Consider the following 25,402-nt stretch of genomic DNA (forward strand, 5'->3'; position numbering starts at 1 on the left):
GGGGCCGCGCGCCATGCGGGGCTGTGTACTCCCGTGCGGGTGCGGTCGATACAACGCGCCGCGCGCCGTGATATTGAGCAGGCTTCGTGCCGAGGTGGTACATTCTGCCCCTATCCGGCGGCCCGTACTCGGTCGCGCGCGGCCCCCGGATCCCAGGAGGCCGCCACAGTCATGACGGAAGCGCTCAGCGAGATCCTAGACATCGTCAAACGCCGCAACCCCGGAGAGGGTGAGTTCCTCCAAGCCGCGGAAGAAGTCCTCGCAAGCCTGGACCCGCTGATCGCCAAACAGCCGGAGCTGCTGCAGCAGCGGCTCATCGAGCGCCTCGTCGAGCCGGAGCGCCAGCTCATCTTCCGCGTGCCGTGGACCGACGACGCCGGCAACGTGCACGTCAATCGCGGCTTCCGCATCGAGTTCAACAGCGCCCTCGGGCCGTACAAGGGTGGGCTCCGCTTCCACCCGAGCGTCAACCTCGGCGTAATGAAGTTCCTCGCCTTCGAGCAGCTCTTCAAGAACGCCCTCACGGGCCTGCCGATCGGCGGCGGCAAGGGGGGCTCGGACTTCGATCCCAAGGGGCGGTCCGACGCCGAGGTCATGCGCTTCTGTCAGAGCTTCATGACCGAGCTGTACCGGCACCTGGGCGAGTACACGGACGTGCCGGCCGGCGACATCGGCGTCGGCGGCCGCGAGATCGGCTACCTGTTCGGTCAGTACAAGCGGATCACCAACAGGTACGAGTCCGGCGTGCTGACGGGCAAGGGGTTGGCCATCGGCGGTGCCCTCGTGCGCACGGAGGCGACGGGTTACGGCTGCGTCTACTTCGTCGAGCAGATGTTGGCGGCGCGCGGTGACGCGCTCGCTGGCAAGACGTGCGTCGTGTCAGGGGCCGGCAACGTCGCGATCTATACGATCCAGAAGCTCCAGCAGCTCGGCGCCAAGGTCGTGGCGTGCTCCGACTCGAACGGCGTCGTGTATGACCAGGACGGCATCAAGCTCGACACGGTCAAGCGCCTCAAGGAAGTGCAGCGGCGGCGCATCGCCGAGTACGTCGAGCTTCACCCGAAGGCCGAGTATCGGGGCGGCGGCAACATCTGGGACATCTCGTGCGACCTGGCGTTCCCCTCCGCCACTCAGAACGAGCTGAACGGCCGTGACGCGCAACGGCTCGTCGCGAACGGCGTCGTCGCCGTCGGCGAGGGCGCCAACATGCCGTGCACCCCGACGGCCGTCGAGACCTTCATCGAGGCGGGCGTCGCGTTCGGTCCGGGTAAGGCGGCGAACGCCGGCGGCGTGGCCACCTCCGCATTGGAGATGCAGCAGAACGCGAGCCGCGACGCCTGGACGTTCGCCTACACGGACGAGCGTCTGAGCGAGATCATGCGCGACATCCACACCCTGTGCTACGAGACGGCCGCCGAGTTCGGCGTGCCGGGCAACTACGTCGTTGGCGCCAACATCGCCGGCTTCCGCAAGGTCGCCGTGGCCATGCGCACCCTCGGGGTGATCTGAGGGCGACGCGGCTGGTCAGGCTCGGCGGGCGGCGGCGTGAAGAGCGGCAGCGGCCGCCCCGCCCGCCGCGTCAGGGAGTGCGCGTCAGGGCGTGAAGCCGTGGGCGCTCAGCAGCGCGTCTACGGCCTCACGCTCGGTGCCGGAGAGCCGCCACGCCGCCGTCCGGGCGTTGCGCTCGACCTGGGCCGCGCTCGTGGCGCCGGCGATCACGCTCGCGACGTTCTGGTCGGCCAGGAGCCAAGCGAACGCCAGGTCGACTAGCTCCTTGCCGCGCTCGGCGGAGAACGCGACCAGCTCCTCGATCAGGTCGAACAGCTCGGGCGTGAGGTGCTGCTCCCAACGCTGCGTGCCGGTGACGCGCGTGCCCGGCGGATTCAAGTGGTCGTCGCAACACCTCGGTTGTGGAGGTGCTAGATGGGCCAGTCGAGGAAGCAGGTGCCTGAGGTTCCGGTTGGGGCGCGGCGCCAGTGGGCGGCGGATCGGGCTTTACGGCCGCCGATGCGGTCACCGGGTCGGCCGGAGCCGTCGCGTGCGGTGCAGCGTGAGTTCTGGCGCCTGATCGCGTCGGGGATCACGACGGTCGAGGCGGCGGCGGCGGTAGGCGTGTCATCGCCGGTAGCGGTGCGCTGGTTCCGGCATGCTGGTGGCATGCCGCCGTTGAGCCTGGTTGAGCCCTCGAAGCGTTACCTGTCTTTCGCTGAGCGTGAGGAGATCGCGCTGTTACGCGCACAGGATGTGGGTATTCGTGAGATCGCCCGCCGTATCGGGCGTGACGCCAGCACCATCTCACGGGAGGTGCGCCGTAACTCCGCGACCCGCGCCGGGAAGCCCGAGTATCGGGCGCTGGTGGCTCAGTGGAAGGCGCAGCAGGCCGCCAAGCGCCCCAAGGTAGCGAAGCTCGCGGTCAACACCCGGTTGCGGGAGTACGTGCAAGACCGGCTCAGTGGGGCTGTTCGTCGGCCTGATGGCACGAGCGTTGCCGGACCCACACCGCCAGCGTGGAAGGGGTTGAACAAGCCGCATCGGGCTGACCGGCGCTGGTCACTCTCGTGGAGCCCGGAGCAGATCTCTCAACGGTTGAAGCTCGATTTCCCTGATGATGAGACCATGCGGATCAGTCACGAGGCGATCTACCAAGCCCTGTTCATCGAGGGTCGCGGCGCGCTCAAGCGGGAGCTGGTCGCGTGCCTGCGCGCCGGGCGAGCGTTACGGCGACCGCGAGAACGATCACGCAACAGGCCGCAGGGGCATATCACTGCGGATGTGGTGATCTCCGAGCGGCCAGCGGAAGCATCTGATCGCGCCGTTCCCGGGCATTGGGAGGGAGACCTCCTCATCGGCACGGGCCGCTCCGCCATCGGCACCCTCGTGGAGCGCAAGAGCCGGTCCACGCTGTTGGTGCACCTACCGCGGCTGGAAGGCTGGGGTGAGAAGCCCGCGGTGAAGAACGGGCCCGCCCTAGGCGGTTACGGCGCGGTCGCCATGACCGCAGCCCTAACCGCGTCGATCACGAAGTTGCCCGATCAGCTCCGTAAGACGCTCACCTGGGATCGCGGCAAGGAACTAACGGCGCACGCCCAGTTCACCCTGGCCACCGGCACGAAGGTGTACTTCGCCGACCCGCACTCACCCTGGCAAAGGGCCACGAACGAGAACACCAACGGGCTGCTAAGGCAGTACTTTCCCAAAGGCACCGATCTATCGAGGTGGTCAGCGGAGGATCTGGAAGCCGTGGCCTTCACGCTGAACAACCGCCCCCGAAAAGTCCTCAACTGGAGAACCCCTGCAGAGGTATTCAACGAGCAGCTACAATCACTCCAACAAGACGGTGTTGCAACGACCGATTGAACTCAGACCCTGGGGCATGGGTCGACCCTTGCGGTACTTGCCCGTCAGGATGCCGCTGAAGAGCGGGAAGAACGGCAGGAAGGCGACGCCGAGCCGCGCGCAGGCCGGTAGGACCTCCGCCTCCGGCTCGCGGTGCAGCATGGAGTACTCGTTCTGCACGCTGACGAAGCGCGGCCAGCCGTGCTGCGCCGCGGCCGACTCGGCCTCGGCGAGCTGGGCGGCCGTGAAGTTGGAGCACCCGATCTCGCGTACGAGCCCGTCCTCCACGGCCTCGGCGAGGGCGCCGAGCGTGTCGGCGACGGGCACGTCCGGGTCCGGACGGTGCAGCTGGTAGAGGTCGACGCGGTCGGTGTGTAGCCGCCTCAGGCTCGCCTCGAGCGCCGTGCGCACGTACTCCGGGCGCGCCCCGCCGACGATGCCCGTGCCCTCCTTGGCCACCATGCCGAACTTCGTGGCCAGCACGAACTCGTCGCGCCTGCCCCGCAGCGCGCCGCCGAGGAAGGTCTCGCTGAGGCCGTCCCCATAGATGTCGGCCGTGTCGAGGAAGGTGACGCCGGCAGCGAGGGCGCCATCGATCACGCCCTTGGTGGCGGCCTCGTCCAGGCGGCGGCCGAAGTTGTTGCAACCGAGTCCGACGACCGAGACGTCGAGCGAGCCGATCTTGCGAGTGTCCATGGGAGCGAGTGTTGCATACCGGCCGAGCGCGCGGCGTTGGGCGCCCTCCAGGCGCGTCCGTCCCCAACACCACGCGGTAGCGGCTGGCCCGCCGCCTAACGCAACGCGGTGGGCAGCAGCTCGGGCGGGAAGTTCTGGTACGCGACCAGGCGCGTGAAGCGGTCGATGGCATGCGTGCCGACCGACGTGCTGCGCCCGTCAGAAGTGGCCGGATACGGTCCGCCGTGCACCATGGCCGGCCCCACCTCTACGCCCGTCGGGTACTGGTTGAGGATGAGGCGGCCCGCGCGCTCTGCGAGGACGTCGATGAGCGGCGCCAACCCTTCGAGCTCGTCCGCCTCGGCCTGCACCGTGGCCGTCAACTGGCCCTCCAGGCCTTCGGCGAACGCGAGGAGCTCACCAAAGTCGCGGTAACGAAGCACGAGCGTGCTAGGCCCGAAGACCTCCGCGAGCAGGCCCGGTTCGGCGGTCGCGGCGCGTATGTCGGCCTCCCAGAGGGTCGGGGTGCCGTAGGCGCCCTGCGCGTCCGCTCCGCCCAGGTCACTGCCGCGCGCGGCCGCGGCCTGCGCCCCGGCGCCCTGCGCGCCCACCTCCGGTGCGGTGGTCTGCGCCTCGGCGCCGCGCGCCACCGGTCGTCCACCGGCCGCCTCCAACTCGGCGAGGCCCTGGCCGTAGCGCTCGCACACGGTGCGGTTGAGCATCACGCCGGCGCCGGCCGCGTTCGTCGCCTCGGCTAGGCGCGCGACGAAGCGGTCGCCGTCCTGGCCGACGGGTACCAGCGTGACACCAGGGTTCGTGCAGAACTGCCCGACCCCCAAGGTGAACGACGCGAACAGCCCCTGGGCGACGGCCTCGCTCCTAGCCGCGAGCGCTCCCGGCATTACGAAGACGGGGTTCACGCTCCCCATCTCCGCGTAGACGGGTATCGGCGTCGGCCGAGACGCGGCCAGACGCATGAGCGCCTCGCCGCCGGCGCGGGAGCCGGTGAAGCCGACGGCCTTGATCTCTGGGCGCAGCACGAGCGCCTGCCCCAGCTCGTGACCGGGCTCCTGGACGAGGCCGAAGACGCCGGCCGGCATGCCGGTGGCGCGGGCGGCGGCGAGCACGACGTCGGCGACGAGGCGCGACGTGCCCGGGTGCGACGGGTGCGCCTTCGCTATGACGGGGCAGCCCGCCGCCAGAGCCGAGGCCGTGTCGCCGCCCGCGACCGAGAACGCGAGGGGGAAGTTGCTTGCCCCGAACACCGCGACCGGACCGAGAGGGCGCTTGAAGGAGCGCACGTCGGGCTTGGGGGCGGGGGCGCGCTCCGGGTCGCCCGCGTCTATCCGCGGGTCGAGCCAGTCGTCCGTCTCGATGAGCCGCGCGAACATGCGCAACTGGTTCGAGGTGCGGGCGACCTCGCCGCCGATGCGGCCTTCCGGCAGGCCGGACTCCGCCACGGCGCGGGCCGCGATGGGGGCCGCGGCCGCCTCGAGGCCGTCGGCGACCGCGCGCAGGAAGCGGGCGCGCTCGGCGCCGGGCAGCCTGGAGTACGGACCGAACGCGGCGCGCGCGGCCGTGGCCAGCCGCTCCAGCTCGGCGGCCGTGGTCGTCTCGAACTCGCCGGGCAGCGCCTGATACGTGCGGGGGTCGAGCGCGACGAAGGCGCTCACGGCCTCGCCCCGAGCTGGGGCCGAGTGGCGAAGCCCTCCTCGATCACGCGCATGACGGCGGCGAGCTCCTCACCCTCGAGCCGGCAGCGGGGGCCGCGGACGCGCGAGCTGCCCCAGCCGGCGTACTCGACGGCCAGCTTGATCATCTGGACGAACTTCGTACCGATGTCGAGGCGCAGCAGCGGCAGGAACCAGGCGTAGAGCTCGAAAGCCTCGGCGTGGCGACCGGCGCGCGCGAGCTCGAAGAGCCGCACGGACTCGGCGGGCATGGCGTTGACCAGGCCGGCGATCCAGCCGACGGCGCCGACGGAGACGGCCTCGAGCGCGAGGTCGTCGACCCCGATCAGGACCTTGAAGCTCTCCGGCATGAGCGTGCGCAGCCACGTGACGCGCCTGAGGTCGGCGCTCGATTCCTTGATGGCCTGCACGTGGGGGAACTCCGCGGCGAGCTCCGCGACCTGCGGCGGTAGGAAGTCCGTCTTGTACGCCAACGGGTTGTTGTAGAGCATGCACGGGAGGTCGGTCGCGCCGAGCACCGCGCGGACGTGAGCGCTCATCTCGCGCCAGTCGCTCGAGTACACGTACGGGGGGAGGATCATGAAGCCGCTCGCGCCGGCCGCCTGTGCGTCGCGCGTGAAGCGGGCCGCCTCCGCCGTGCTGAGCGAGGAGACCATGGGTATGACGGGCGCGCGGCCGTCGAGCGCGCTCACCAGGCCTTCTATCGTCGCGAGCTTCTCCGCGTGGGTGAGCGTGGCCCCCTCACCCAAGGACCCGAAGGGCACGATGCCGACGCAGCCGGCGTCGACCATCCACACGGCGTGCTCCGCCTGCAGGGCGTGGTCGATGCTCAGGTCCTCGTTGAACGGTGTGGTGATGGCGGGGATGACGCCTTCCCAGTCAACTCGCATGCTCTTCTCCTTCCGGCCGCTCGCGGCCGAGTCGTGCGCTCACTATCTCCAGGTTGGTGCGGATGTGCTCGGCCATGGCCTTGCCCGCGGCGGCTCCGTCGCCAGCCGCGATGGCGGCCACGATACCCGCATGCTGCGAGTGAGCGAGGGCGCTGCTGTTGACGTCGCGCGTCAGGACCTTGACGCGCATGACGCGCTGACTCAGGCGTTCGATCGTCTCCTCGAGTACGGGGTTGGCGGACAGGCGCGCCACCAGGCCGTGGAAAGCGTTGTCGGTGCGCAACTGCTCCGCGAAGTCGTCGGCCGGGACTGCCGCCATGGCGGCGAGGCCGGCCTCGAGCTCGGCGTGGTCGCTCGGCTTGGCGTTGTGGGCCGCCAGTTGGGCGGCCATCGCCTCGAGCGGCTCGCGCACGGCGTACGTGTGCACGGCCTCCGCCAGGCTGAGGTTGGGCACGCGCACGCCGCGGTTGGGCTCCATGACCACCAGCCCCTCCTGAGCGAGCTGCCTGACTGCCTCGCGCACCGGCGTGCGGGAGACCTTGAGGGCTTCGGCCAGCTCCTGCTCGCGGAGCCAGGTGCCCGGGGCGAGCGTCCCCGAGAGGAGCTCGTGGCGTAGGTGAAGGTAGACGCCGGTGGCTACCGTTTGGGGGCGTTGAAAAGCTGCCACGGCATAGTGTATGTTGCATACAATCTCTAGGCAAGGCCTCCGACCTGACGCTGTCGAGCGGGGCGAGTCCGTCGTCACGTCGAGGTCTAGGCTGGAGGGTCAGGCATGGAGTTCGCTGCCACCTACACGACGGTCGACGCCCACACGGGCGGCGAGCCGCTGCGGATCGTCACGGGCGGCGTGCCGCGCATCCCGGGCGTCACCATCCTCGAGAAGCGCCGTTGGGTGCGCGAGAACCTCGACCACGTGCGGCGCGCGCTCATGTGGGAGCCGCGTGGGCACGCCGACATGTACGGCTGCTACGTCACCGAGCCGGTGACCCCCGGCGCGGACCTCGGCGTGATCTTCATGCATAACGAGGGCTACTCGGACATGTGCGGCCACGGCATCATCGCCCTGGCCACCGTGGTCGTGGCGCAGGGGCTCGTCCCGCGCACGCCTGGCGAGACGCGCGTCGGCATCGACAGCCCCGCCGGTTTCATCGAGGCGTTCGTCGCGTGGGACGGGCGGCGGGTCGGACGCGTGCGGTTCCTCAACGTGCCGTCGTTCCTCTACCTGCGGGACGCCGTAGTGAGCACGCCCGGTTTCGGGGAGGTGAGCGTCGACATCGCGTTCGGAGGCGCGTTCTACGCGTACCTGGACGGCGCCGCCGTCGGCCTGGCGGTCGTGCCGGAGAACGTGCGCGAGCTCGTGGAGCTCGGCGACCAGGTGAAGCGCGCCGTCATGGCCGCCGTGCCCATCCAGCACCCCGAGGTGCCGGAGCTGAACAGGCTGTACGGCACCATCATCGCCGGGCCGCCGCGCGACGCGGCCAACCACCAGGCGAACGTGTGCGTGTTCGCCGAGCGGGAGGTCGACCGCTCGCCAACGGGCACGGGCACGTCCGGCCGCGTGGCGCAGCTCGTCGCCCGGGGTCTACTCGGCATGGGCGAGGAGTTGCGCAACGAGAGCATCATCGGTTCGGTCTTCGCGGGGAAGGCGGTCTCGCGCAGACGGGTCGGCGGCTTCGACGCCGTCGTGCCGGAGGTGAGCGGCACCGCCGCCATACTCGGCTTCAACCAGTGGGTGGTCGAGCCGGGCGACGCGCTCGGCGAGGGCTTCCTTGTGCGCTGAGGCGCTAACCCCGCTCCACGTGCGGCAGCATGGCGAAGAGCTTGTCGAGGATGCGCTTGCCGTCCGTGCGCAGGCCGTTGTGCTCGTACTCGCTCGTTACCCACGTCTCGACGTTGGGCACGCGCGCGACCGTCTCCATGGCGAGGCCGAGGTCGACGTACATGTCGTGGTAGTAGAGCGCCGCGGCCACGGGCACGCGGTTCTCGGCGAGGACGTCCAGGTCGTAGAGCGCGGGCCAGTCCGACTTGGCGGCGAGGAGCTCGGCCGCGCCCTTCAGGGGCCGCAGGGTCTCGAACTCGTCGCACATCCAGGGGTAGACCATCTCGCCGGTGAAGAGGAACTCCTTGCCCGGCGCGTAGTCGAACTGCGGGAAGTCCGCCTGCACGCGCTCGGCCGCCCAGTTCGAGGCGGTGCCCTGGCAGTAGATCGCCTCGTGCAGCACGGTGAAGATGGGGTTCGTGTGGAAGCTCGTAGCGCCGAAGACGCCGTGCAGGAAGGGGTAGGAGAGCTCGTCGCGCCCGTCGACGGTCACGAAGGCGCGCTCGAGGAGGTCCATCACGGCCTCGGAGCCGCCGGCACCGCCGAAGGCGAGGCCGAGCTGCTGGAACTGCCGCGCCGTGAGCCGTTGACCGTTCGGCAGGCTCACGTCGTTCTTCAGGAGGTGGTCGGCGATGCGCCGGCACGTGAGCTGCGCGTGCGGGTAGCGGGCGAAGAACGCGCGGTTCTTGGCCTCGACGCGCGGGAAGGTGGCGCGGTAGACGTCCTCCGCGGGGCGCGTGAGGGACGGGATACCGCCCGTGATGAGCGCGGCGCGCAGGCCGCCTGGCGCCGCGGAGAGGTAGCGCAGCGCGCAGAAGCCGCCGAAGCTCTGCCCGAGGACCGTCCACGGCTCGTCGCCGATCAGCTCGCGGCGGATGAGCTCGGCGTCCGCCACGATGGCGTCGGCGCGGAAGTGGGCGAGGTAGGCGGCCTGCTCCTCGGCCGTGCCGCGCTCCGCGACCGTCTGGTAGCTCACGGGCGAGGAGATGCCCGTGCCACGCTGGTCGAGGAGGAGCACCCGGTGGTCCTGCAACGCCCTGTCGAGCCAGCCGCTGCGCGACTCGGGCCGCGGCGACGCGGAGCCGGGCCCGCCCTGGAGGAAGACGAGGTAGGGGAGCTCGGCGCCGGCGCGCTCGCTGGGCGCCAGCTCGCGCGCGAACACGCTCAGGCGCTCCCCATCGGGGTCGGCGTGGTCGAGCGGCACGGTGAAGCGGCGGTTCGTGACGAGCATGCCTGGGAGGGTGTAAGACTCGCGGGCGGAAGAGGAGCTGGTCGTCGGCATTATGAGGGAATGGTAACTGGCCGTATGCGGCTGCTGGAGGTAGCGGCGTGAGGGAAGCGCGAACGGATGAAGGCACGCGGCGGCTGCGGTTCGTCGACTCGCACACGGGCGGCGAACCCACGCGGCTCGTGGTCGAGGGCGGTCCCGAGCTCGGCACCGGGCCGCTGGCGGAGCGCCTGCGGCTGTTCCGCACGGAGCACGACCGGTTCCGCTCGGCCGTGGTCAACGAGCCGCGCGGCTCGGATGTGCTCGTCGGCGCCCTCCTGTGCCGGCCGCACGACCCGGCGGCGGCGGCCGGGGTGATCTTCTTCAACAACGTCGGCTACCTCGGCATGTGTGGCCACGGCACCATCGGGCTCGTCGCCACCCTCGCGTACCTGGGGCGGCTGGGGACCGGCAGGCACCTCATCGAGACCCCCGTCGGGAACGTGACCGCCGAGCTGCACGCCGACGGCCGCGTGAGCGTGCACAACGTGCCCGCCTACCGGCGCCTGGCGGGCGCGCGGGTGAGCGTCGAGTGGCGCGGCGCGCGCGTGAGCGTGACGGGCGACGTGGCCTGGGGCGGCAACTGGTTCTTCCTCGTGACCGACCCCGTCGAGCGCTTCGGCGTCTCCGTCGCCACCTCGGACCTCGAGGCGCTGACCGAGCTGGCCTGGCGCGTCAAGCAGGCGCTCGCCGTGGCGGGCATCACGGGCGACGGCGGCGCGGAGGTCGACCACGTCGAGCTGTTCGTGCCGGGCGAGGCCGGGGCCGACTCGCGCTCGTTCGTGCTCTGCCCGGGCAAGGCCTACGACCGCTCGCCGTGCGGCACCGGCACGAGCGCCAAGCTCGCGTGTCTCGCGGCCGATGGGGTCCTGGCTCCGGGGGAGACGTGGGTGCAGGAGAGCGTCATCGGAAGCCGGTTCGAGGGGCGGTACGCGGTACGGGAAGACGGGGCTTTCGCGGGCGCTGGTCGGCAGGACGGGGCGCCAGCCGGCACGAGCGTCCTCCCCGTGATCACTGGCCGCGCGCACGTCATGGCCGAGGGGACGCTGATCGTCGACCCGGCCGACGAGTTCGCTTGGGGGATCTCGTGAGCCGCCACGTCCTCGTCATCGGCGCGGGCGTCATCGGCCTGATGAGCGCCTACCACCTGCGCCGGCGCGGCTTCGCCGTCACCGTCCTCGAGCGCGAGGGCGCGGACCGCGGGTCCGGCGAGCACGCGCCCGCGTCGTACGGCAACGCCGGCATGATCGTGCCAAGCCACTTCGTGCCGCTGGCCGCCCCCGGCGTCGTGGCGCAGGGACTGCGCTGGATGGCCGACCCCAAGAGCCCGTTCTACGTGCGCCCACGCCTGTCGTCGGACCTGCTCACGTGGGGTTGGCGCTTCTGGCGCGCAGGCACGGCCGCGCACGTCAGGGCGAGCGCGCCTCTGCTCCTCACGCTCAACCTCGCGAGCCGCGACGAGTACGTCGCGCTCGACGACGAGTTGGGCGGCGGCATCGGCTTCGAGCGGCTGGGCCTCACCATGCTGTGCGCCACGCAGCACGCTTTGGAGGAAGAGGCGAAGGTGGCCGAGATGGCGCGCGCGCTCGGTGGCGGGGCCGAGGTGCTCGACGCCGCCGCGGTGAGGGCGCTCGAGCCCGGCATCGAGCTGAACGTGGTGGGCGGCGTGCACTTCCCGGACGACGCACACCTCAACCCCGGTGCGCTCATGCGGGCTCTGCAGGCGCGCCTGCAGGCCGACGGGGTGGAGTTCCGCTTCGGCGCACGGGTCGTGGGGTTCGAGCTCGGCGATCGCGGCGTGCGCGGCGTGACGGTGCGGCCGTCCGGCGGGGTCGACGAGACGGTGACCGGCGACGAGGTCGTCCTGGCCGCCGGCGCCTGGACGGGGCGCATCGCGCGCCTCGCCGGCCTGAGCCTGCCGATGCAGCCCGGCAAGGGCTACACCATGACGTTGGAGAGCCCGTCGCAGCGCCTGAGCGTGCCGTCCATCCTGACGGAGGCGCGCGTGGCCGTGACGCGCATGGGGGAGAGGCTGCGCATCGGCGGCACCATGGAGCTGGGCGGCTTCGACGAGGGCGCCAACGACCTGCGCGTGCGGGGGATCGTCGAGGCGGCGCGGAGGTACTTCCCGCGCCTGACGGAGGTCGAGCTGGCCGAGCCGCCGCGCTGGCACGGCTTCAGGCCCCTGTCGCCCGACGGGCTGCCGTACCTGGGCCGGTCGCGGCGCGTTCCCAACCTCACCGTGGCGTCCGGCCACGGGATGATGGGGCTGAGCCTCGCGCCCATCACGGGGAAGCTGGTCGGGGAGGTCGTGGCGGGGGAGGAGCCCTCTTTGCCTATCGGGGCCATGAGCGTGGAGAGGTTCTAGGGCAGGTCAGATACCAGGCGCGGCCCCGGGCCTCGAGCTCGTGCGGCTGCTGGGGTGCCTCTTACGTGCGTCGAGTGCCTCAACGAGACCTCGACGTCACCGTCGCCTAACTTAAGTTGTCTGCTAAGCCACCGGCCGAAGACAACGGGCAAGGACGGATTCCAGGAGACCGGAGTCGGCGGTCACTCCATGGACCATGGCCTCGATCACTTCGTCGGGTCCGACGTTGTCCCAGGCGACGCTCTGCCCAACCGTGTTCGCCCAAAGCTCGACGAAGAGTCGCATGGTCCTGCCGTTACCTTCCCGGAACGGATGGATGACGTTCAGTTCGATCAGGAACGGTGCCGCAGCCTGAACGAACCAGCGACCGAGGTCGGCCTCGTCCGCGTCCGGCCCCTTGGCGGTACGTTCGAAGAGCCGCTGCGCCTCGCTCTCGATCTGTCCCCAGACAGCGAACCGGGTGTCGCCCTTGGATATGTCCACCTGCCTGGTCTTCCCGGCCCACTCGTAGACATCCCTGAACAACGACCGATGCAGTTGGCAAACGAACTCGAAGGTGAAGTCGAAGGGATGCTGCTGCCTTACTACCTCAGCTGATCTGATGGCGACGACATGCGCATCCCACTCGGCCAGTTCACGGGCGTCCCGGTACCCTCCCAGGTTCTTCAGGGTGGCGCTGTTCGGATAGCAGTAGCGACTATCTTGACTTGTGTACACGCCTCGCCGAGCTGGGTCGGAACTCACGGATCGCTGTCTCGGCGTCGATCTGACCATCGATCACGGCGGCGACAAGATACGTCTGCTGGGCCGAGAGGCTCTGCCCCTCGATCTTGGCGCTCGCGACTATCGAGCGAGCTAGGGTCTGCGCCCGCATCGTAGGTTCCTTTGGCTTCACTTCTCCATTCTATCTCGTCGACCAAGCACGAATCGTCCGCCTGGTCGTGTTGAGGCCCCTCGTCTCTTCACCTCGTGCTGCCTGACCCGGCTCCTTCTCTCGTGCGGTGGGTTCATGCCGACTCATCATCAACGCTGCGCCTCCCGGTGCTACCCTCGCCTAGTGGAGGTCCGTGCGATGCGACGACCAGTCACCAGAAGCCATTTGAAGAGGGCCGCAGCCCTGTTGGCGGTCCTGCTGCTCCTGACGAGCTGCGGCCTCGGGAAGAAGTCCACCGCCGGCTCGTTCGACTACACGGGCACCTGGCGCGGCAGCCTCACAGACGAGACGAGCGGTGCCGGCACCTTCATGACCACGCTGCAGCAGGTCGACTTCGCCGTCACGGGCACGTGGCATAGCGTCATGGGGAGCGACGCCACGCGGCAGGACGGCGGCGCCCTCAGTGGCCAGCTCTTCGTGGGCAAGGACAGCGACCTGCTCGAGGTGACGCTCAGCCCGGCCGTGGCCGGCCGGTGCTCGTACAAGCTGACGCTGTCGCGCACGCAGGAGACGATCAGCGGCAGCTACGTGCCCGTCGGCACCGGCGCGGAGTGCGGCGACCTGACGCGCGGGACGGTTCAGGTCGGCAAGCAGCAGTAGGCGCCTAACGCACCGCCGCCGTCCGCTCCGCCAACCAGGCCCGAACGTCCTCGGGCAGGTGCGGGCTGAGCGTCTCGCGGACCCTGCGGTGGTACGCGTCGAGCCATTCGGCCTCCTGGTCGGTGAGCAGGTCCACGTCGACGAGGTCGCGGTCGAAGGGGCACAGCGTGAGCGTGTCGAACGTCAGGAACTCGCCGAAGACGCTCGTGCCCGCCGGCGCGACGGCGATAACGTTCTCTAGGCGCACGCCGAACACGCCCTCGAAGTAGACCCCCGGCTCGTTGGAGTTGACGTGGCCGACCTCGAACACGACGTCGTTCGTCTTGTTGATCCGCTGCGGCCCCTCGTGCACATGGAGGTAGCTGCCCACGCCGTGGCCGATGCCGTGGCGGCACTCCCAGTCGTTCGCCCAGATGTGATAGCGGCCCAGCGCGTCCAGCTTCTGGCCCGTCGTGCCCTTGGGGAAGCGCGCGGAGCTGAGCATGATGAGGCTCTTGAGGACCGTGGTGTAGGTGCGCTTGTGCTCCGCGGTCGGCGCGCCGAGGGCGACGGTGCGCGTCGTGTCGGTCGTGCCGGTCAGGAACTGCGCGCCGCAATCGATCAGGAGGAGCGACTCGGGGGCCAGCGGCTGCGGGTTCTCGCGGTTCAGCTTGTAGTGGCCGACGGACGAGTTGGGCCCGAAGCCGACGATGGTGTCGAAGCTGGCCCCGCGGTAGTCCGGCAGGCCCTCGCGGAAGGACTGGAGCTTCTCGGAGACGGAGAGCTCGGTCTCGGCGTTCAGGTCGGTCGTGCTCAGCCAGTGCAGGAGCCGCGTGACCGCGGCGCCGTCGTACATGTGGGCGAGGAGGGCGCAGCGCAGCTCGGTCTCGTTCTTCCTGGCCTTCATGGCGCCTAACGGGCTGGGGCCCTCGACGCGGCGCAGGTGGCGCGTCGCGTCGTACAGGAGCACGTTCGTCTTGGCCGGGTCGACGAGCAGCGGTGTGCCGTCGGCCAGTTCGCCGAGGCCGGCCGCGACCGCGGCGTACGGCCGGATCTCGACCTCGCCGGGCAGCGCGGCGCGCAGGCCGGCGCTCACCCGGTCCTCGTGCGCGAAGAGTTGGACGCCGTCCGGGCCGACGATGCAGTAAGCCAGCGCCACGGGGTTCATGGGGATGTCGTTCCCGCGGAGGTTGAGGAGCCATGCGACCTCGTCGAGCGCGGTGACGAGCATGCCGGCGGCCCCGAGCTCGGCGAGCCGGGCCCGGAGCCGGCTCAGCTTGCTGGTGGCGGCCTCGCCGGCGAACTCGAGCGGGTGGTCGACCACGGGCATGGGCCGATCGGCCGGCCTGTCGGTCCACACCTCGTCGATCAGGCCCTGGCACGCCTTGGTCGTCAGCCCGGTCGGCGCCAGCCTCGCCTCGAGCTCGCGGAGGGCCTCCGCGCTGAGCGCCTCCGGGTCGAAGCCGACGACGCTGCCTGACGGGAGGGTCTCGCTGAGCCAGGCCGTGAGCTCTGGCGTGCCGGGCTTCCCTTCCTTGAAGACCGTGATGGCGGTGCCGGCGGTCTCGGTGTCGGCGCGCATGTGGTAGCGCGGGTCGACCCACAGCCCGGCCTGGTCCGCCGTGACGACGAAGCGCCCGGCCGAGCCGTTGAAGCCGCTGAGGTAAGCGCGCGTGCGCCAGCGTTCCGAGAGGTACTCGCTCAGGTGGGCGTCGCCGGTGGTAGCTAGCCAGGCGTCGACCCCGGCGGTGCGCATGCTCTTCCTCAAGCGGTCGATCCTCGCTGTCGCGTTCGGCATCCTGGCTCCAATCATCGCCGCGGAGGCGCCGGGTCGCATGCCCGGTACGCCTTCAGAGCTTTCTCATACTGTTGACAATCTAGCATGCCCGAGGCTACGCTTCGGCCATTCAGTTCTCGTGAGTGGGGTCCGGCCATGCCTGTGCAAGTTCGCTCAGCAGCCTCCACCGCAAGGTTCGAAGGGAGAAGCGCAACGGTGAAAAGAGTTCTGTTGTCCCTCTTGGTCGCGTTTGGGCTGCTCGGCAGCGCATTCGCACAACAGCCCGGCTCGACCCTCGTGGTCGGCATGAGCATCCTGCCGAACACGATCGACTCGGGTGACGCGAACGACGCCAACGCCATCGCGGTCACCCGCCAGATCGTCGAGCGCCTCGTCGAGTTGGCCCCGGGTAACGAGGGCCTCGTCCCCGGACTGGCCAGCAGCTGGGAAGCGAACGACGACTCGACGGAGTGGACGTTCCACCTGCTGCAGGGCGTGAAGTTCCACGACGGCACCCCGTTCAACGCCGAGGCCGTGAAGTTCAGCCTCGACCGTTGGAACGACGCTGCCAACCCGTACCACTTCGGAGCTGAAGGCAAGGCTTACGTGGGTTGGCGCAACCTGTTCGGCGGCTTCCTCGGCGACGGCTCGGCCGTCAGCGAGGTCGTCGTGGACGACGAGTACACGGTGACGCTCAAGCTCACGCGCTCCATCTCGTTCCTCCCGTCCCTGCTCGCCGGTGGCTACTTCGGCTTCGATAGCCCCACGGCCGTCATGGCGGCCGGCGCGAACTACGGCACGCCGTCCGTCGGCTCCGTCGGCACGGGCCCGTACCGCTTCGAGCGTTGGGAGGAGGGCAGCCGCGTGGTGCTCACGGCCAACACGGAGTACCGTGACGGCCCACCGCCCACCGAGACGGTCGTCTTCGTAGGCGTGAGCGATCCGACGGCGCGCCTGGCCCAGCTCAAGGCGGGTGCGCTCGACATCGCGGCGGCCATCTCGCCGTCCGACCTGGACAGCGTGCTCAGCGACCCGAACCTCGAACTCGTCCAGGGCGAGGGCGGTCTGAACACGAGCTACCTGGCCATGCACCAGAACCAGAAGCCCATGGATGACGTGCGCGTGCGTCAGGCTGTCGCCTACGCCGTCGACAGGGTCGCCATCGTCGATGCCTTCTACGCCGGCCAGGCGGTGGCGGCGGAGGACATCATCCCGGACTCCCTGTGGGGCCATGCGGACGGCGTAGGTGGCTACCCTTACGACCCGGCCAAGGCGCGCGAGCTGCTCACGGAGGCGGGCTACCCGAACGGTTTTGATACTGAATTGTGGTATCGGAACTCCGGTCTCGAGCCCGTCATCGCCGAGGCCATCGCCTCCTACCTGGCCGACGTCGGCATTCGCGCTGCCCTCAAGACCGAGGACTGGGCCGCGTTCCTCGCGGACTACATGGCGGGCAACTTCCCGCTCTACACGCTCGGCTGGAACGCCGACTTCGCGGACCCGGACACGTTCATCTACACGTTCTACGGTCCGCAGGCCGTGCGCCGCTTCGGCTGGAACGCTCCCGAGGTCGTCGCGCTCACCCAGGAAGCCAGGCAGGTCCCCGGCCAGGCCGAACGCGCCGCGCTCTACGCGCAGGTCGTGACCGCGGCCCACGAGGCCATGCCGATGCTTCCGCTCGCGCACCAGTCGCAGTTCTTCGTCGTGCGCAAGGGCGTGACGGGCCTCGTCCTGAACCCCCTCGGCGCCTTCCCGGTGCTGACGGGCACGAGCAAGGCCCAGTAGCGGATCGCGGGAGCAGGGCCGGGCCTCCGACGCGGGCCCGCTCTTCGCACCCGGCTATCGCATACGGTCGCACGCGCTCTCACCGGCGCGTGCGGCCACTCGGACGCAGCCGCGCTGCGTGCGGTCGCTCGAACCAAGCCACCCAACGCTAGGGGAACCTGACCAGTGACGACATACCTGATCCGGCGCGTGCTCGGCATCATCCCCGTTCTTCTCGGGGTCACGTTCTTGGTGTTCGCCATCAACCGGATCGTGCCGAGCAACCCGGCCGTCGCCATCCTCGGCGACAAGGGCACGGTCGAGTCGCAACGCCAGCTCGCCGAGGAGCTGGGGCTCAACAAGCCCGTGTTCTTCGACGTCGAGGGCTACCGCAGTAGCGGCAGGTTCGGCCAGCTCTTCGACAGCCAGTACTTCAAGTACATGGGCGAGCTCCTGACGGGCAACCTCGGCAAGTCGTTCATGACGCGCGCGCCGGTCACGGACAGCCTCAAGGTCCGGTTCCCCGCCACCATGGAGCTCGCGCTCTTCTCGATCCTGATCGGTAGCACGCTCGGGATCGTCCTTGGGGTCGTCGCCGCGCTCCGGCGCGGCACGTGGGTAGACACGGGCATGCTGTTCATCGCCGTGTCGGGCGTGTCGTTCCCCGTGTTCTGGACCGCGATCGTCCTCATCTATCTCTTCTCCGTTCAGCTCGGTTGGTTCCCGCCCGCCGGGCGCTTGAACGTCACGAGCACGCTCCAACCGGTGACGGGCCTGTTCGTGCTCGACACGCTGCTGCGCGGCCAGTACAAGATGTTCCTCGATTCGCTGCACCATCTGGTGCTGCCGGCGTTCGCGCTCGGCACGCACGCCATGGCGCTGATCATGCGCATGACGCGGTCGTCGATGCTCGACGTGCTGCGGCGCGACTACGTGCGCACGGCGGCCTCCAAGGGCGTGCCCCCACTGGTCGTAGTCATGAAGCATGCGTTCCGCAACGCGCTGGTGCCTGTCATCACCGTCATGGGCCTATCGTTCGGCTCGTTGCTCTCCGGCGCCATCCTGATCGAGGCCATCTTCAACTGGCCTGGCGTCGGGAGCTGGATATTCAACGCCATCACGCAGCGCGACTACCCCGTCATCCAGGGCGGCGTCCTGTTCGTGGCGGCCGTGTTCATCGTGCTCAACATGCTCGTCGACCTCTCTTACGTCCTTATCGACCCGAGGATCAGGTACTGATGCGGCGCTTCCTCAGGAACCGCTCCGGCGTCATCGGCCTGGCGATCGTCCTCTTCTTCACCGTGGTCACGCTCCTCGCGCCCGTGCTCAGGCCGTACAACGCCGGCACCGACAGGAACCTCGCCAAGCGCCTCAAGCCGCCCAGCGCCGAGCACGTCCTCGGCACGGACGAGCTCGGTCGGGACGTGCTCACGCGCGTGTGGCACGGCGGCCGCGTGAGCCTCAGCGTGTCGCTGCTCGTCGTGGGGTTCTCGGCGCTGCTCGGCACGGCGCTGGGGGTGCTCGCCGCGATCATGCGCGGTTGGCTCGACCTCACGCTCTCCTGGTTCGTCGACATCCTGCTGGCGTTCCCCGGCATCCTGCTGGCCATCGCGATAGTCGCCGCGCTCGGCGCGAACCTGACGAACGCGCTGGTCGCCATCTCCATCATGGGCATCCCCGGTTACTACCGCGTCATGCGTTCCGCGATCATCGGCCTGCGCGACCTGGAGTTCGTGCAAGCTGCGGAGGCGCTCGGCTCGTCGAAGTTCCGCGTGGCCGTCAAGCACCTGCTTCCCAACGCCCTCTCTCCCCTCATCGTGCAGGTCACCTTGGCCATCGGCCGCACGGTGCTCGCGATCGCGTCCCTCGGCTTCCTCGGCCTTGGGGCGCAACCGCCGACGCCCGAGTGGGGGCTCATGATCAAGGCCGGTTACAGCCAGTTCCTCACGGCGCCGTGGCTCTCCATCGCCCCCGGTTTCGCCATCTACCTGGCCGTTCTCGGCTTCAACATGCTGGGGGACGCGATCCGCGACCACTTCGATCCGCAGCTGAGGACGTAGGGCTTGGCCGCGACTCGCATCTCGCCCGACCGCGCCGCGCCGCCGCCGCTCTCGAAGGCGCCGCACCGCCACCGCTTCGTTCTCACACCTTCAGGAGAGGAACACCATGACCACCGCGAGTAGCTCCAGCTGGGGCACCCACGACGCCCTGCCCGACGACCGCAACAAGGACGTGCTCATCTACGTGAACGGCGAGCTGGCGCCGCGCGCCGAGGCCAAGGTGTCCGTCTTCGATAGCGGTTTCCTCGTCGGCGACGGCGTCTGGGAGGGCCTGCGGCTCCAGGGCGGCGTGCTCCTGTTCCTCGAGCAGCACCTCAGGCGGTTGTACGAGGGAGCCAAGGCCATCGCGCTCGACATCGGCTTGACCCCCGAGCAGCTCACGGCCGAGCTGTGGAAGGTCCTCGACGCGAACGGCATGAAGGACGGCGTGCACGTGCGGCTCATGGTCACGCGCGGCAGCAAGCGCACGCCCTCGCAGGACCCGCGCTTCGTGGTCGCCGGACCGACCATCGTGATCATCGCAGAGTACAAGTCGAGCAACCCGGACGTGCGTGCCACGGGCGTCAAGCTGTTCACGTCGAGCGTCAGGCGCCCGTCGCCGGACGTTCTCGACCCCAAGCTCAACTGCCATAGCAAGCTTCACGAGGTCATCGCGCTGCACCAGGCGCTCCTGGCGGGCGCCGACGAGGCCCTCATGCTCGACCCGCACGGCGCCGTGAGCACCTGCAACGCCACCAACTTCTTCTGCGTGCGCGGGGGCGAGGTCTGGACCTCGACGGGCCAGTACTGCATGAACGGCATCACGCGCGGCACCGTCATCAGGCTCTGCAAGGAGAACGGCATCCCCGTCCACGAGCGGGACTTCTCCCTCACGGACGTGTACGGCGCGGACGAGGCCTTCGTGACGGGCACCTTCGGCGGGCTCACGCCCGTGGCCGTGGTGGATGGGCGGGGCATCGGGAGCGGGATCCCGGGGCCCGTCACGACCAGGTTGACGGAGCTCTACGTCGCCGAGAAGGCACGCTACGTGCGGGAGCGACAGGCTGTCGGGAGCGCTGAGAGCTGAGCTCGCGCGGGTCTGCATGACCCGGTCCGCCGGTGCCGTCGGTGGTCGCTGATGCCGGGGGTGGGCCTCGGCCTAGCGTCCGCTCGTCGCGGGGCTCGGACGGGCGTTCATAGGGGCGCGGTCTCCTCCCGCAGCCACGCGCGCTCGGGCTCGGTCAGGTGGGGGCTCAGGGACCGCTCCACGCGTGCGTGGTACTCGTTCAGCCACTCCGTCTCGTCGCTCGTGAGCATGCCGGTCTCGATGAGCGCCGGGTCGAACGGGCACAGGGTGAGCGTCTCGAAGCGGTAGAACTCGCCGAAGGCGTTCGCTTCGTCCGGGCTCGTCACGATGACGTTCTCGAGCCGCACCCCGAAACGGCCCTCGAAGTAGACGGCGGGTTCGCAGGAGTTCACCATGCCTGGCCCGAAGGGCTCCTCGTTGCGCGGGTGGATGCGCTGCGGCCCCTCGTGCACGTGCAGGTAGCTCCCCACGCCGTGGCCTATCCCGTGCGGGCAGTCGAGCCCGGCGCGCCACAACGGTGCGCGAGCCAGCGCGTTGAGCTGCTTGCCCACCGTGCCCTTCGGGAACCGCGCCGAGCTCAGCCCGATCACGCTCTTGAGGACGAGCGTGTACGTACGGCGCTGCTCGGCCGTGGGGTCGCCGAGGGCGACGGTCCGCGTCGTGTCGGTCGTGCCGTAAGGGAAGTGGCTGCCGCAGTCGATGAGTAGTAAACCGTCCCCGAGCGGTTGCCTGTCGCCCGCGTCGGTACGGTAGTGGCCCTCGGATGAGTGCGGCCCGAACGCCACGATGGTCTCGAAGCTCGGCCCGCGGTACCCGGGCAGCCCCGCCCGGAACTCCTCGAGCTTGCGCGCAACGCCCGCTTCGCTCTCCGCGGCCAAGTCGCACTCGCTCAGCCAGTGTAGGAGCCTCGTGAGGGCGATGCCGTCCTGGAGGTGTGCGGCGGCCGCACCGGCCAGCTCCGTAGGGTTCTTGACCGCCTTCAGGTGGGCGACAGGGCTCGGGCGCGGCACGAGCCGAACGTGCCTCGCGGCGTGCCCGAGGGCGACGCTCACCTTGCCGGGGTCGAGGAGCAGCGCCGTGGTGACCGGAAGACCGGCCAGACCCTCGGCGATCGTCCCGTAATCGGAGAGCTCGACTTCGGCTGGCAGTGCGGCCCCGAGCGCCTCGTCGACCCGGCGCATGTGCACGTAGAGGCGCACGGAGTCCATCCCCACCAGGCAGAACGCCAGTGCGACAGGGTTCAGGGGGACGTCGTTGCCGCGGACGTTCAGCAGCCACGCGATCTCGTCCAGCGTCGTGAGCAGCCCGACGTCGGCGCCCGCTGCGGCGATGCAGGTCCGCAACCGCGCGATCTTGCTTTCGGCCGTCTCGCCCGCGTACTCGGGCGGATGGGTGAAGAGCGGCGATGTGGCCTCTTCCGGTCTGTCGAGCCAGACCTCGTCGATCAGACCGTGAGCCGGCCTCGGCTCGAGGCCGGCGGGCGACAGGCGCGCCTGGTACTCCGCGAACGCCTCCATGCTCAGCGTTTCCGGATCGAAGCCGATAACGGAGCCGGCGGGCAGGTTGGTCGCGAGCCAGGCCGCAAGCTCGGGCGTGCCCGGCCTGCCCTCCTTGAACACGGTGATAGGCGTGCCCTGCGTGTCGGCGTCGGCCCGCTGGTGGTAGCGGGAGTCTACCCACAGGCCCGCGACGTCCTGCGTGACCACGAGCCTGCCCGCGGAGCCGCGGAAGCCGCTCAGCCAGGCGCGGGTCCGCCACCGCTCGCCGATGTACTCGCTCAGGTGGGCGTCTCCGGTGGTCGCTAGCCAGGCATCGATGCCGCGCGTGGCCAGCGCGGAGCGCAGGCGGTCCAGCCGCTCACCGACCGGGTTCTTTCTCATACTGTTGACAATCTAGCATGGACGTTGCTACCCTCACACTGCAAAGCCATCCAACTGACCGGCCACGGTGCCGCCACGTCTACCCAGGACGGGTCGAAGCTCACCGAGCGGCGCGTTAGGAGCGCAATGAACATCGTCCAGAAGCTCATCGCAACACTGCTGGTGCTCGTGCTGGCCGGGATGGTGCTCGCGCAGCGGTCCGGCGGGGCCATAATCATCGGCACGGGCAACCTGCCCACGACCCTGGACTCGGGCGACGCTAACGACGGCAACTCGATCGCCGTCACCAGCCAGATCACCGAGAAGCTCATAACGCACGCGCCCGGGACCACGACCCTCATGCCCGCGCTGGCCAAGAGCTGGACGGGCAACGAAGACTCGACCGTATGGGTCTTCGAGCTCGAACAGGGCGTGCGCTTCCACGACGGCACGCCGTTCAACGCCGAGGCCGTCAAGTTCAGCCTGGACCGGTGGAACGACCCCGAGAACCCGTACCGCTACTCCGCGTCCGGCAAGGCCTACCCGGGCTGGGGCGCGCTCTTCGGCGGCTTCCTCGGCAGCGGCAGCGCGCTCGACCGCGTGACGGTGCTGGACGAGTACACCGTTCAGCTCGAGCTGAACCGCTCCGTGTCGTTCCTCCCGGCGATCCTCGCCTCCGGCTACTTCGGCTTCGACAGCCCCACGGCCGTGATGGCCGCCGGCGCCGACTACGGCACGCCGAAGGTCGGCTCCGTCGGCACCGGGCCGTTCGAGTTCGGCCTCTGGGAAGAGGGCACCCGCATCGTGCTGAACGCCAACCCCGACTACCGCAAAGGCCCACCGGCCTCGGCGCAGCTAGTGTTCGTGGGCGTCGGCGACGCCACCGCGCGCATCGCCCAGCTCAAGGCTGGGGCGCTCGACGTCGTGTACGGGCTCGCGCAGGGCGACCTGCCGTCCTTGGAGAGCGACCCGAACGTGGAGATCGTCCGCAGCAGCACCGGCGGGCTTAACACGAGCATGCTCTCGATGCACCAGAGCCAGCCCCCGTTCGACGACGTGCGCGTGAGGCAGGCCGTCTCCTACGCCATCGACAGGCAGGCCCTCGTGGACGCCTTCGACAACGGCGAGGTCCCGGCCGCGAAGGACATCCTGCCGCCCAACCTCTGGGGCCACGCCGACGTCGAGCCGTACACCTACGACCCCGAGCGGGCGCGCGAGCTGCTGGCCGAGGCCGGCTACCCGAACGGGTTCGACACCGAGTTGTGGTACCGCGAGACGGCCCGGTTCCGGCTCGGCATGGTCGAGGCGATGGCGTCCTACCTTGCCGAGGTCGGCATTCGCGCCTCGCTCAAGACGGAGGACGCTGCGGCGTTCCTGCAGGACCAGTTGACCGGCAAGTTCCCCCTCTACACGGCGGGCTGGAACGCCGACTTCGCCGACCCCGACACGTTCATCTACACGTTCTACGGCCCGACCTCGATGCAGCGCTTCGGCTGGGATGCCCCGGACGTCGTGGCACTCACGGAGCAGGCTCGCAAGGCTCCCACGCAGGCAGAGCGCGCCGTGCTGTACGCGGAGGTCATGGCCATCGCCCACGAGGCCGCGCCGTCACTCCCCCTCGCTCACGGCACCCCGTTCATGGCGATCCGGAAGGGCGTCCAGGGCGTCGTCATCAACCCGCTCGGCGGTCTGCCGTCCATGGCGGGCGTCAGCAAGTAGGCGAGCCCGCCGGCGTCGCCGGGACGGTATCGTACGGTCAGAACAGCGTGCGGCACCGAACCAGGTCAGGCTCTTGGGGAGCGGTCTCCCGGTCTTCGAGCAGGGCGTGTGAGGCGGCGCCTGGAGGTCGTTAGTGCTGGGACGGCTGGAGCCGATCGATAGAGAGCAGGGGGCCGGCAGGACGCTGCGCGAGCAGCTGGTCATCGTGCTGCGCAAGGCGATCCTGGAGGCGGCCCTGCCGCCCGGCGAGCGCCTCGTCGAGACGACGCTGGCCGAGCAGCTCGGCGTGAGCCGCGGTCCGCTGCGCGAAGCCATCCGGCAGCTGGTGGAGGAGGGTCTGGTCGACCAGACCCCCTTCACCGGCGCGGTGGTCAGGTCGCTGTCCGTGGAGGACATCCAGGAGATCTACTCCTTCCGCACCCTGCTCGAGTCGTTCGCATTCAAGATCGTGTGGGACAAGCGGACCCCGGAGTTCTTCCGCGCGCTCGACTCGCGCCACAGGGCGCTGGCCTACGCCATCTACTCCGGTGACCAACAGCAGGCCATCACGCGCGAGATGGACCTCCACGGCCTCGTGTACGAGTTCTCGAAGCACCGCAGCCTCGTCGAGTCGTGGAACCTGCTGCGCGGGAGGCTCCACTTCTACTTCACGCTCCACCACGAGGCCCACCACCGCAAGGGCGCCTTGCCAGAGGCACACGACACCTACGTGGCCTTGGCCAAGGGCGACGACCTCGACGCGATGCTGCGCGAGGTGGAGGAGCACATGCGCCGGGGCCTCGGGACGCTGGAGGCGTTCGTGGAGGAGCGCAGCGCCAGGTTGCGCGGTCAGGACGTGGCGGTGTCTTCCGGGGTGCCGACCTAAGGTCAGTGCCGCACCGGGCACCCGCCGGCTTCCAGCCTGTCCGCCAGCATGTCGCCGACCTCCGCGTGGCCGCCTCCGCGCTCCAGCAGTCCGAGCGCCGTGCCTTGCTGGTCGGCCACGCTGCGGTTCTGGCTCAGCTTCCACTTGCCGCGCAGCTCCGTGACCTCGATGCTCACGCCGACGATGCCCTTCATCTGCGCCGCCAGGTACTCCTCCGGCGCGTCGGTCATGCGCCACGGCTCGTCGAAGGACTCCTCGTTGTGGTCGACGAGCTCCGCGAGGTGGCGTCGCAGCCAGGCGCGGTCCTCGATCACCGTTGGCAGGCCGCGCGCCTGCGCGATGACGTAGTTCCAGGTAGGCACGACCTTGCCGTGCTCGCGCTTCGCCGGGTACCACGACGGGGTGACGTAGGCCTGTGGGCCTTGGAAGACGACTAGGCACTCCGTGGCGGTCTGCAGGTCGCGCCACTGCGGGTTGGCGCGGGCGAGGTGACACTCGAGCTTGCCGAGCGCGGCGTCTTCCGCGTGCAGGACGAACGGGATCGGGTTCACCACAGGACCACCGCTGCCGGCGCTGACGAGCAACCCGAGGGGGTGGGCGCGGATCAGCTGGTGCATGACCTCGGGGCGCTCTTCGCGGTTGTGCGGCGGCACGTACATGCGGGGAGTGTACGGCGTTGGGGTGGTGGGCGCTCGTCGAGGCGGACCGGACCGCGTGCGTCGACCGGTGACAT

22 protein-coding genes are annotated in these 25,402 nt (G+C 69.6%); 12 read left to right on the forward strand and 10 right to left on the reverse strand.

What is annotated here, in order from left to right; genetic code table 11:
* The first annotated feature begins 171 nt into the window (after nucleotides 1–171).
* Complete coding sequence (gdhA, locus tag M9914_04940) at nucleotides 172–1,509, forward strand: NADP-specific glutamate dehydrogenase (GenBank protein ID MCO5173519.1); 1,338 nt, start codon at nucleotides 172–174, stop codon at nucleotides 1,507–1,509.
* Nucleotides 1,510–1,593: 84 nt separating this feature from the next.
* On the opposite strand, the gene M9914_04945 is transcribed toward gdhA, so the two are convergent.
* Entirely contained in the window at nucleotides 1,594–1,887 is a 294-nt protein-coding gene (locus M9914_04945; protein ID MCO5173520.1) for an aldo/keto reductase, read from the reverse strand.
* Between the two features lie 270 nt (nucleotides 1,888–2,157).
* Here M9914_04945 and M9914_04950 point away from each other — a divergent pair, with 270 nt between their 5' ends.
* Nucleotides 2,158–3,357, forward strand: a complete 1,200-nt coding sequence (locus M9914_04950; GenBank protein ID MCO5173521.1) for an IS30 family transposase — start codon at nucleotides 2,158–2,160, stop codon at nucleotides 3,355–3,357.
* Here M9914_04950 and M9914_04955 read toward each other — a convergent pair.
* From M9914_04955 to M9914_04970, 4 genes are all read right to left on the reverse strand, one after another.
* The gene (locus M9914_04955) at nucleotides 3,322–4,032 is read right to left on the reverse strand and encodes an aldo/keto reductase (GenBank protein MCO5173522.1); all 711 of its coding nucleotides are present in this window, start codon (nucleotides 4,030–4,032) and stop codon (nucleotides 3,322–3,324) included. The two genes, M9914_04950 and M9914_04955, sit on opposite strands and share 36 nt — an antisense overlap.
* Nucleotides 4,033–4,127: 95 nt before the next feature.
* On the reverse strand, nucleotides 4,128–5,684 hold the full coding sequence (locus tag M9914_04960) for an aldehyde dehydrogenase (NADP(+)) (protein MCO5173523.1): 1,557 nt from the start codon (nucleotides 5,682–5,684) through the stop codon (nucleotides 4,128–4,130).
* Complete coding sequence (locus M9914_04965) at nucleotides 5,681–6,592, reverse strand: dihydrodipicolinate synthase family protein (GenBank protein ID MCO5173524.1); 912 nt, start codon at nucleotides 6,590–6,592, stop codon at nucleotides 5,681–5,683. The genes M9914_04960 and M9914_04965 overlap by 4 nt, the downstream gene beginning before the upstream one ends.
* Complete coding sequence (locus M9914_04970; GenBank protein MCO5173525.1) at nucleotides 6,582–7,259, reverse strand: GntR family transcriptional regulator; 678 nt, start codon at nucleotides 7,257–7,259, stop codon at nucleotides 6,582–6,584. The genes M9914_04965 and M9914_04970 overlap by 11 nt, the downstream gene beginning before the upstream one ends.
* A gap of 105 nt (nucleotides 7,260–7,364) precedes the next feature.
* Here M9914_04970 and M9914_04975 point away from each other — a divergent pair, with 105 nt between their 5' ends.
* Nucleotides 7,365–8,372, forward strand: coding sequence for a proline racemase family protein (locus tag M9914_04975; GenBank protein MCO5173526.1), 1,008 nt, complete (start codon nucleotides 7,365–7,367; stop codon nucleotides 8,370–8,372).
* A 4-nt stretch (nucleotides 8,373–8,376) separates the two neighbouring features.
* On the opposite strand, the gene M9914_04980 is transcribed toward M9914_04975, so the two are convergent.
* Complete coding sequence (locus M9914_04980) at nucleotides 8,377–9,693, reverse strand: alpha/beta hydrolase (GenBank protein MCO5173527.1); 1,317 nt, start codon at nucleotides 9,691–9,693, stop codon at nucleotides 8,377–8,379.
* Between the two features lie 47 nt (nucleotides 9,694–9,740).
* On the opposite strand from M9914_04980, the gene M9914_04985 reads away from it, so the two are divergent.
* Complete coding sequence (locus tag M9914_04985) at nucleotides 9,741–10,769, forward strand: proline racemase family protein (GenBank protein ID MCO5173528.1); 1,029 nt, start codon at nucleotides 9,741–9,743, stop codon at nucleotides 10,767–10,769.
* Entirely contained in the window at nucleotides 10,766–12,046 is a 1,281-nt protein-coding gene (locus M9914_04990; GenBank protein MCO5173529.1) for an FAD-dependent oxidoreductase, read from the forward strand. Before M9914_04985 ends, M9914_04990 begins: the two co-directional genes overlap by 4 nt.
* Before the next feature lie 123 nt (nucleotides 12,047–12,169).
* Here the strand turns inward: M9914_04990 and M9914_04995 are convergent, their stop codons facing one another.
* Nucleotides 12,170–12,790, reverse strand: coding sequence for a Fic family protein (locus M9914_04995; GenBank protein MCO5173530.1), 621 nt, complete (start codon nucleotides 12,788–12,790; stop codon nucleotides 12,170–12,172).
* Between the two features lie 355 nt (nucleotides 12,791–13,145).
* Between M9914_04995 and M9914_05000 the strand changes: the two genes are divergently transcribed.
* Nucleotides 13,146–13,580 (forward strand): hypothetical protein, encoded by a 435-nt coding sequence (locus M9914_05000; protein MCO5173531.1) that lies wholly within the window; start codon nucleotides 13,146–13,148, stop codon nucleotides 13,578–13,580.
* Nucleotides 13,581–13,584: 4 nt separating this feature from the next.
* Here M9914_05000 and M9914_05005 read toward each other — a convergent pair whose 3' ends face one another.
* Nucleotides 13,585–15,357, reverse strand: coding sequence for an aminopeptidase P family N-terminal domain-containing protein (locus M9914_05005; protein ID MCO5173532.1), 1,773 nt, complete (start codon nucleotides 15,355–15,357; stop codon nucleotides 13,585–13,587).
* Nucleotides 15,358–15,552: 195 nt separating this feature from the next.
* On the opposite strand from M9914_05005, the gene M9914_05010 reads away from it, so the two are divergent.
* The 4 genes from M9914_05010 (at nucleotide 15,553) to M9914_05025 (ending at nucleotide 20,226) form a co-directional block, all read left to right on the forward strand.
* The gene (locus M9914_05010; GenBank protein ID MCO5173533.1) at nucleotides 15,553–17,121 is read left to right on the forward strand and encodes an ABC transporter substrate-binding protein; all 1,569 of its coding nucleotides are present in this window, start codon (nucleotides 15,553–15,555) and stop codon (nucleotides 17,119–17,121) included.
* Between the two features lie 165 nt (nucleotides 17,122–17,286).
* On the forward strand, nucleotides 17,287–18,339 hold the full coding sequence (locus M9914_05015; GenBank protein MCO5173534.1) for an ABC transporter permease: 1,053 nt from the start codon (nucleotides 17,287–17,289) through the stop codon (nucleotides 18,337–18,339).
* Entirely contained in the window at nucleotides 18,339–19,160 is an 822-nt protein-coding gene (locus tag M9914_05020) for an ABC transporter permease (protein ID MCO5173535.1), read from the forward strand. Before M9914_05015 ends, M9914_05020 begins: the two co-directional genes overlap by 1 nt.
* Before the next feature lie 106 nt (nucleotides 19,161–19,266).
* Nucleotides 19,267–20,226, forward strand: a complete 960-nt coding sequence (locus M9914_05025; GenBank protein ID MCO5173536.1) for an aminotransferase class IV — start codon at nucleotides 19,267–19,269, stop codon at nucleotides 20,224–20,226.
* Between the two features lie 107 nt (nucleotides 20,227–20,333).
* Here the strand turns inward: M9914_05025 and M9914_05030 are convergent, their stop codons facing one another.
* Nucleotides 20,334–22,106, reverse strand: a complete 1,773-nt coding sequence (locus M9914_05030) for an aminopeptidase P family N-terminal domain-containing protein (GenBank protein ID MCO5173537.1) — start codon at nucleotides 22,104–22,106, stop codon at nucleotides 20,334–20,336.
* 126 nt (nucleotides 22,107–22,232) lie between these two features.
* Between M9914_05030 and M9914_05035 the strand changes: the two genes are divergently transcribed.
* Together M9914_05035 and M9914_05040 are read left to right on the forward strand one after the other, a co-directional pair.
* The gene (locus M9914_05035; GenBank protein ID MCO5173538.1) at nucleotides 22,233–23,804 is read left to right on the forward strand and encodes an ABC transporter substrate-binding protein; all 1,572 of its coding nucleotides are present in this window, start codon (nucleotides 22,233–22,235) and stop codon (nucleotides 23,802–23,804) included.
* Between the two features lie 133 nt (nucleotides 23,805–23,937).
* Nucleotides 23,938–24,669, forward strand: coding sequence for a GntR family transcriptional regulator (locus M9914_05040; protein MCO5173539.1), 732 nt, complete (start codon nucleotides 23,938–23,940; stop codon nucleotides 24,667–24,669).
* Nucleotides 24,670–24,671: 2 nt separating this feature from the next.
* Here M9914_05040 and M9914_05045 read toward each other — a convergent pair whose 3' ends face one another.
* Nucleotides 24,672–25,328 carry an FMN-binding negative transcriptional regulator gene (locus tag M9914_05045; protein MCO5173540.1) on the reverse strand — a complete coding sequence of 219 codons (657 nt, stop codon included), beginning with the start codon at nucleotides 25,326–25,328 and terminating at the stop codon, nucleotides 24,672–24,674.
* Nucleotides 25,329–25,402 lie beyond the last annotated feature (74 nt).

It is taken from the genome of Trueperaceae bacterium (genome assembly GCA_023954415.1).
Classification (GTDB): Bacteria; Deinococcota; Deinococci; order Deinococcales; family Trueperaceae; genus JAAYYF01.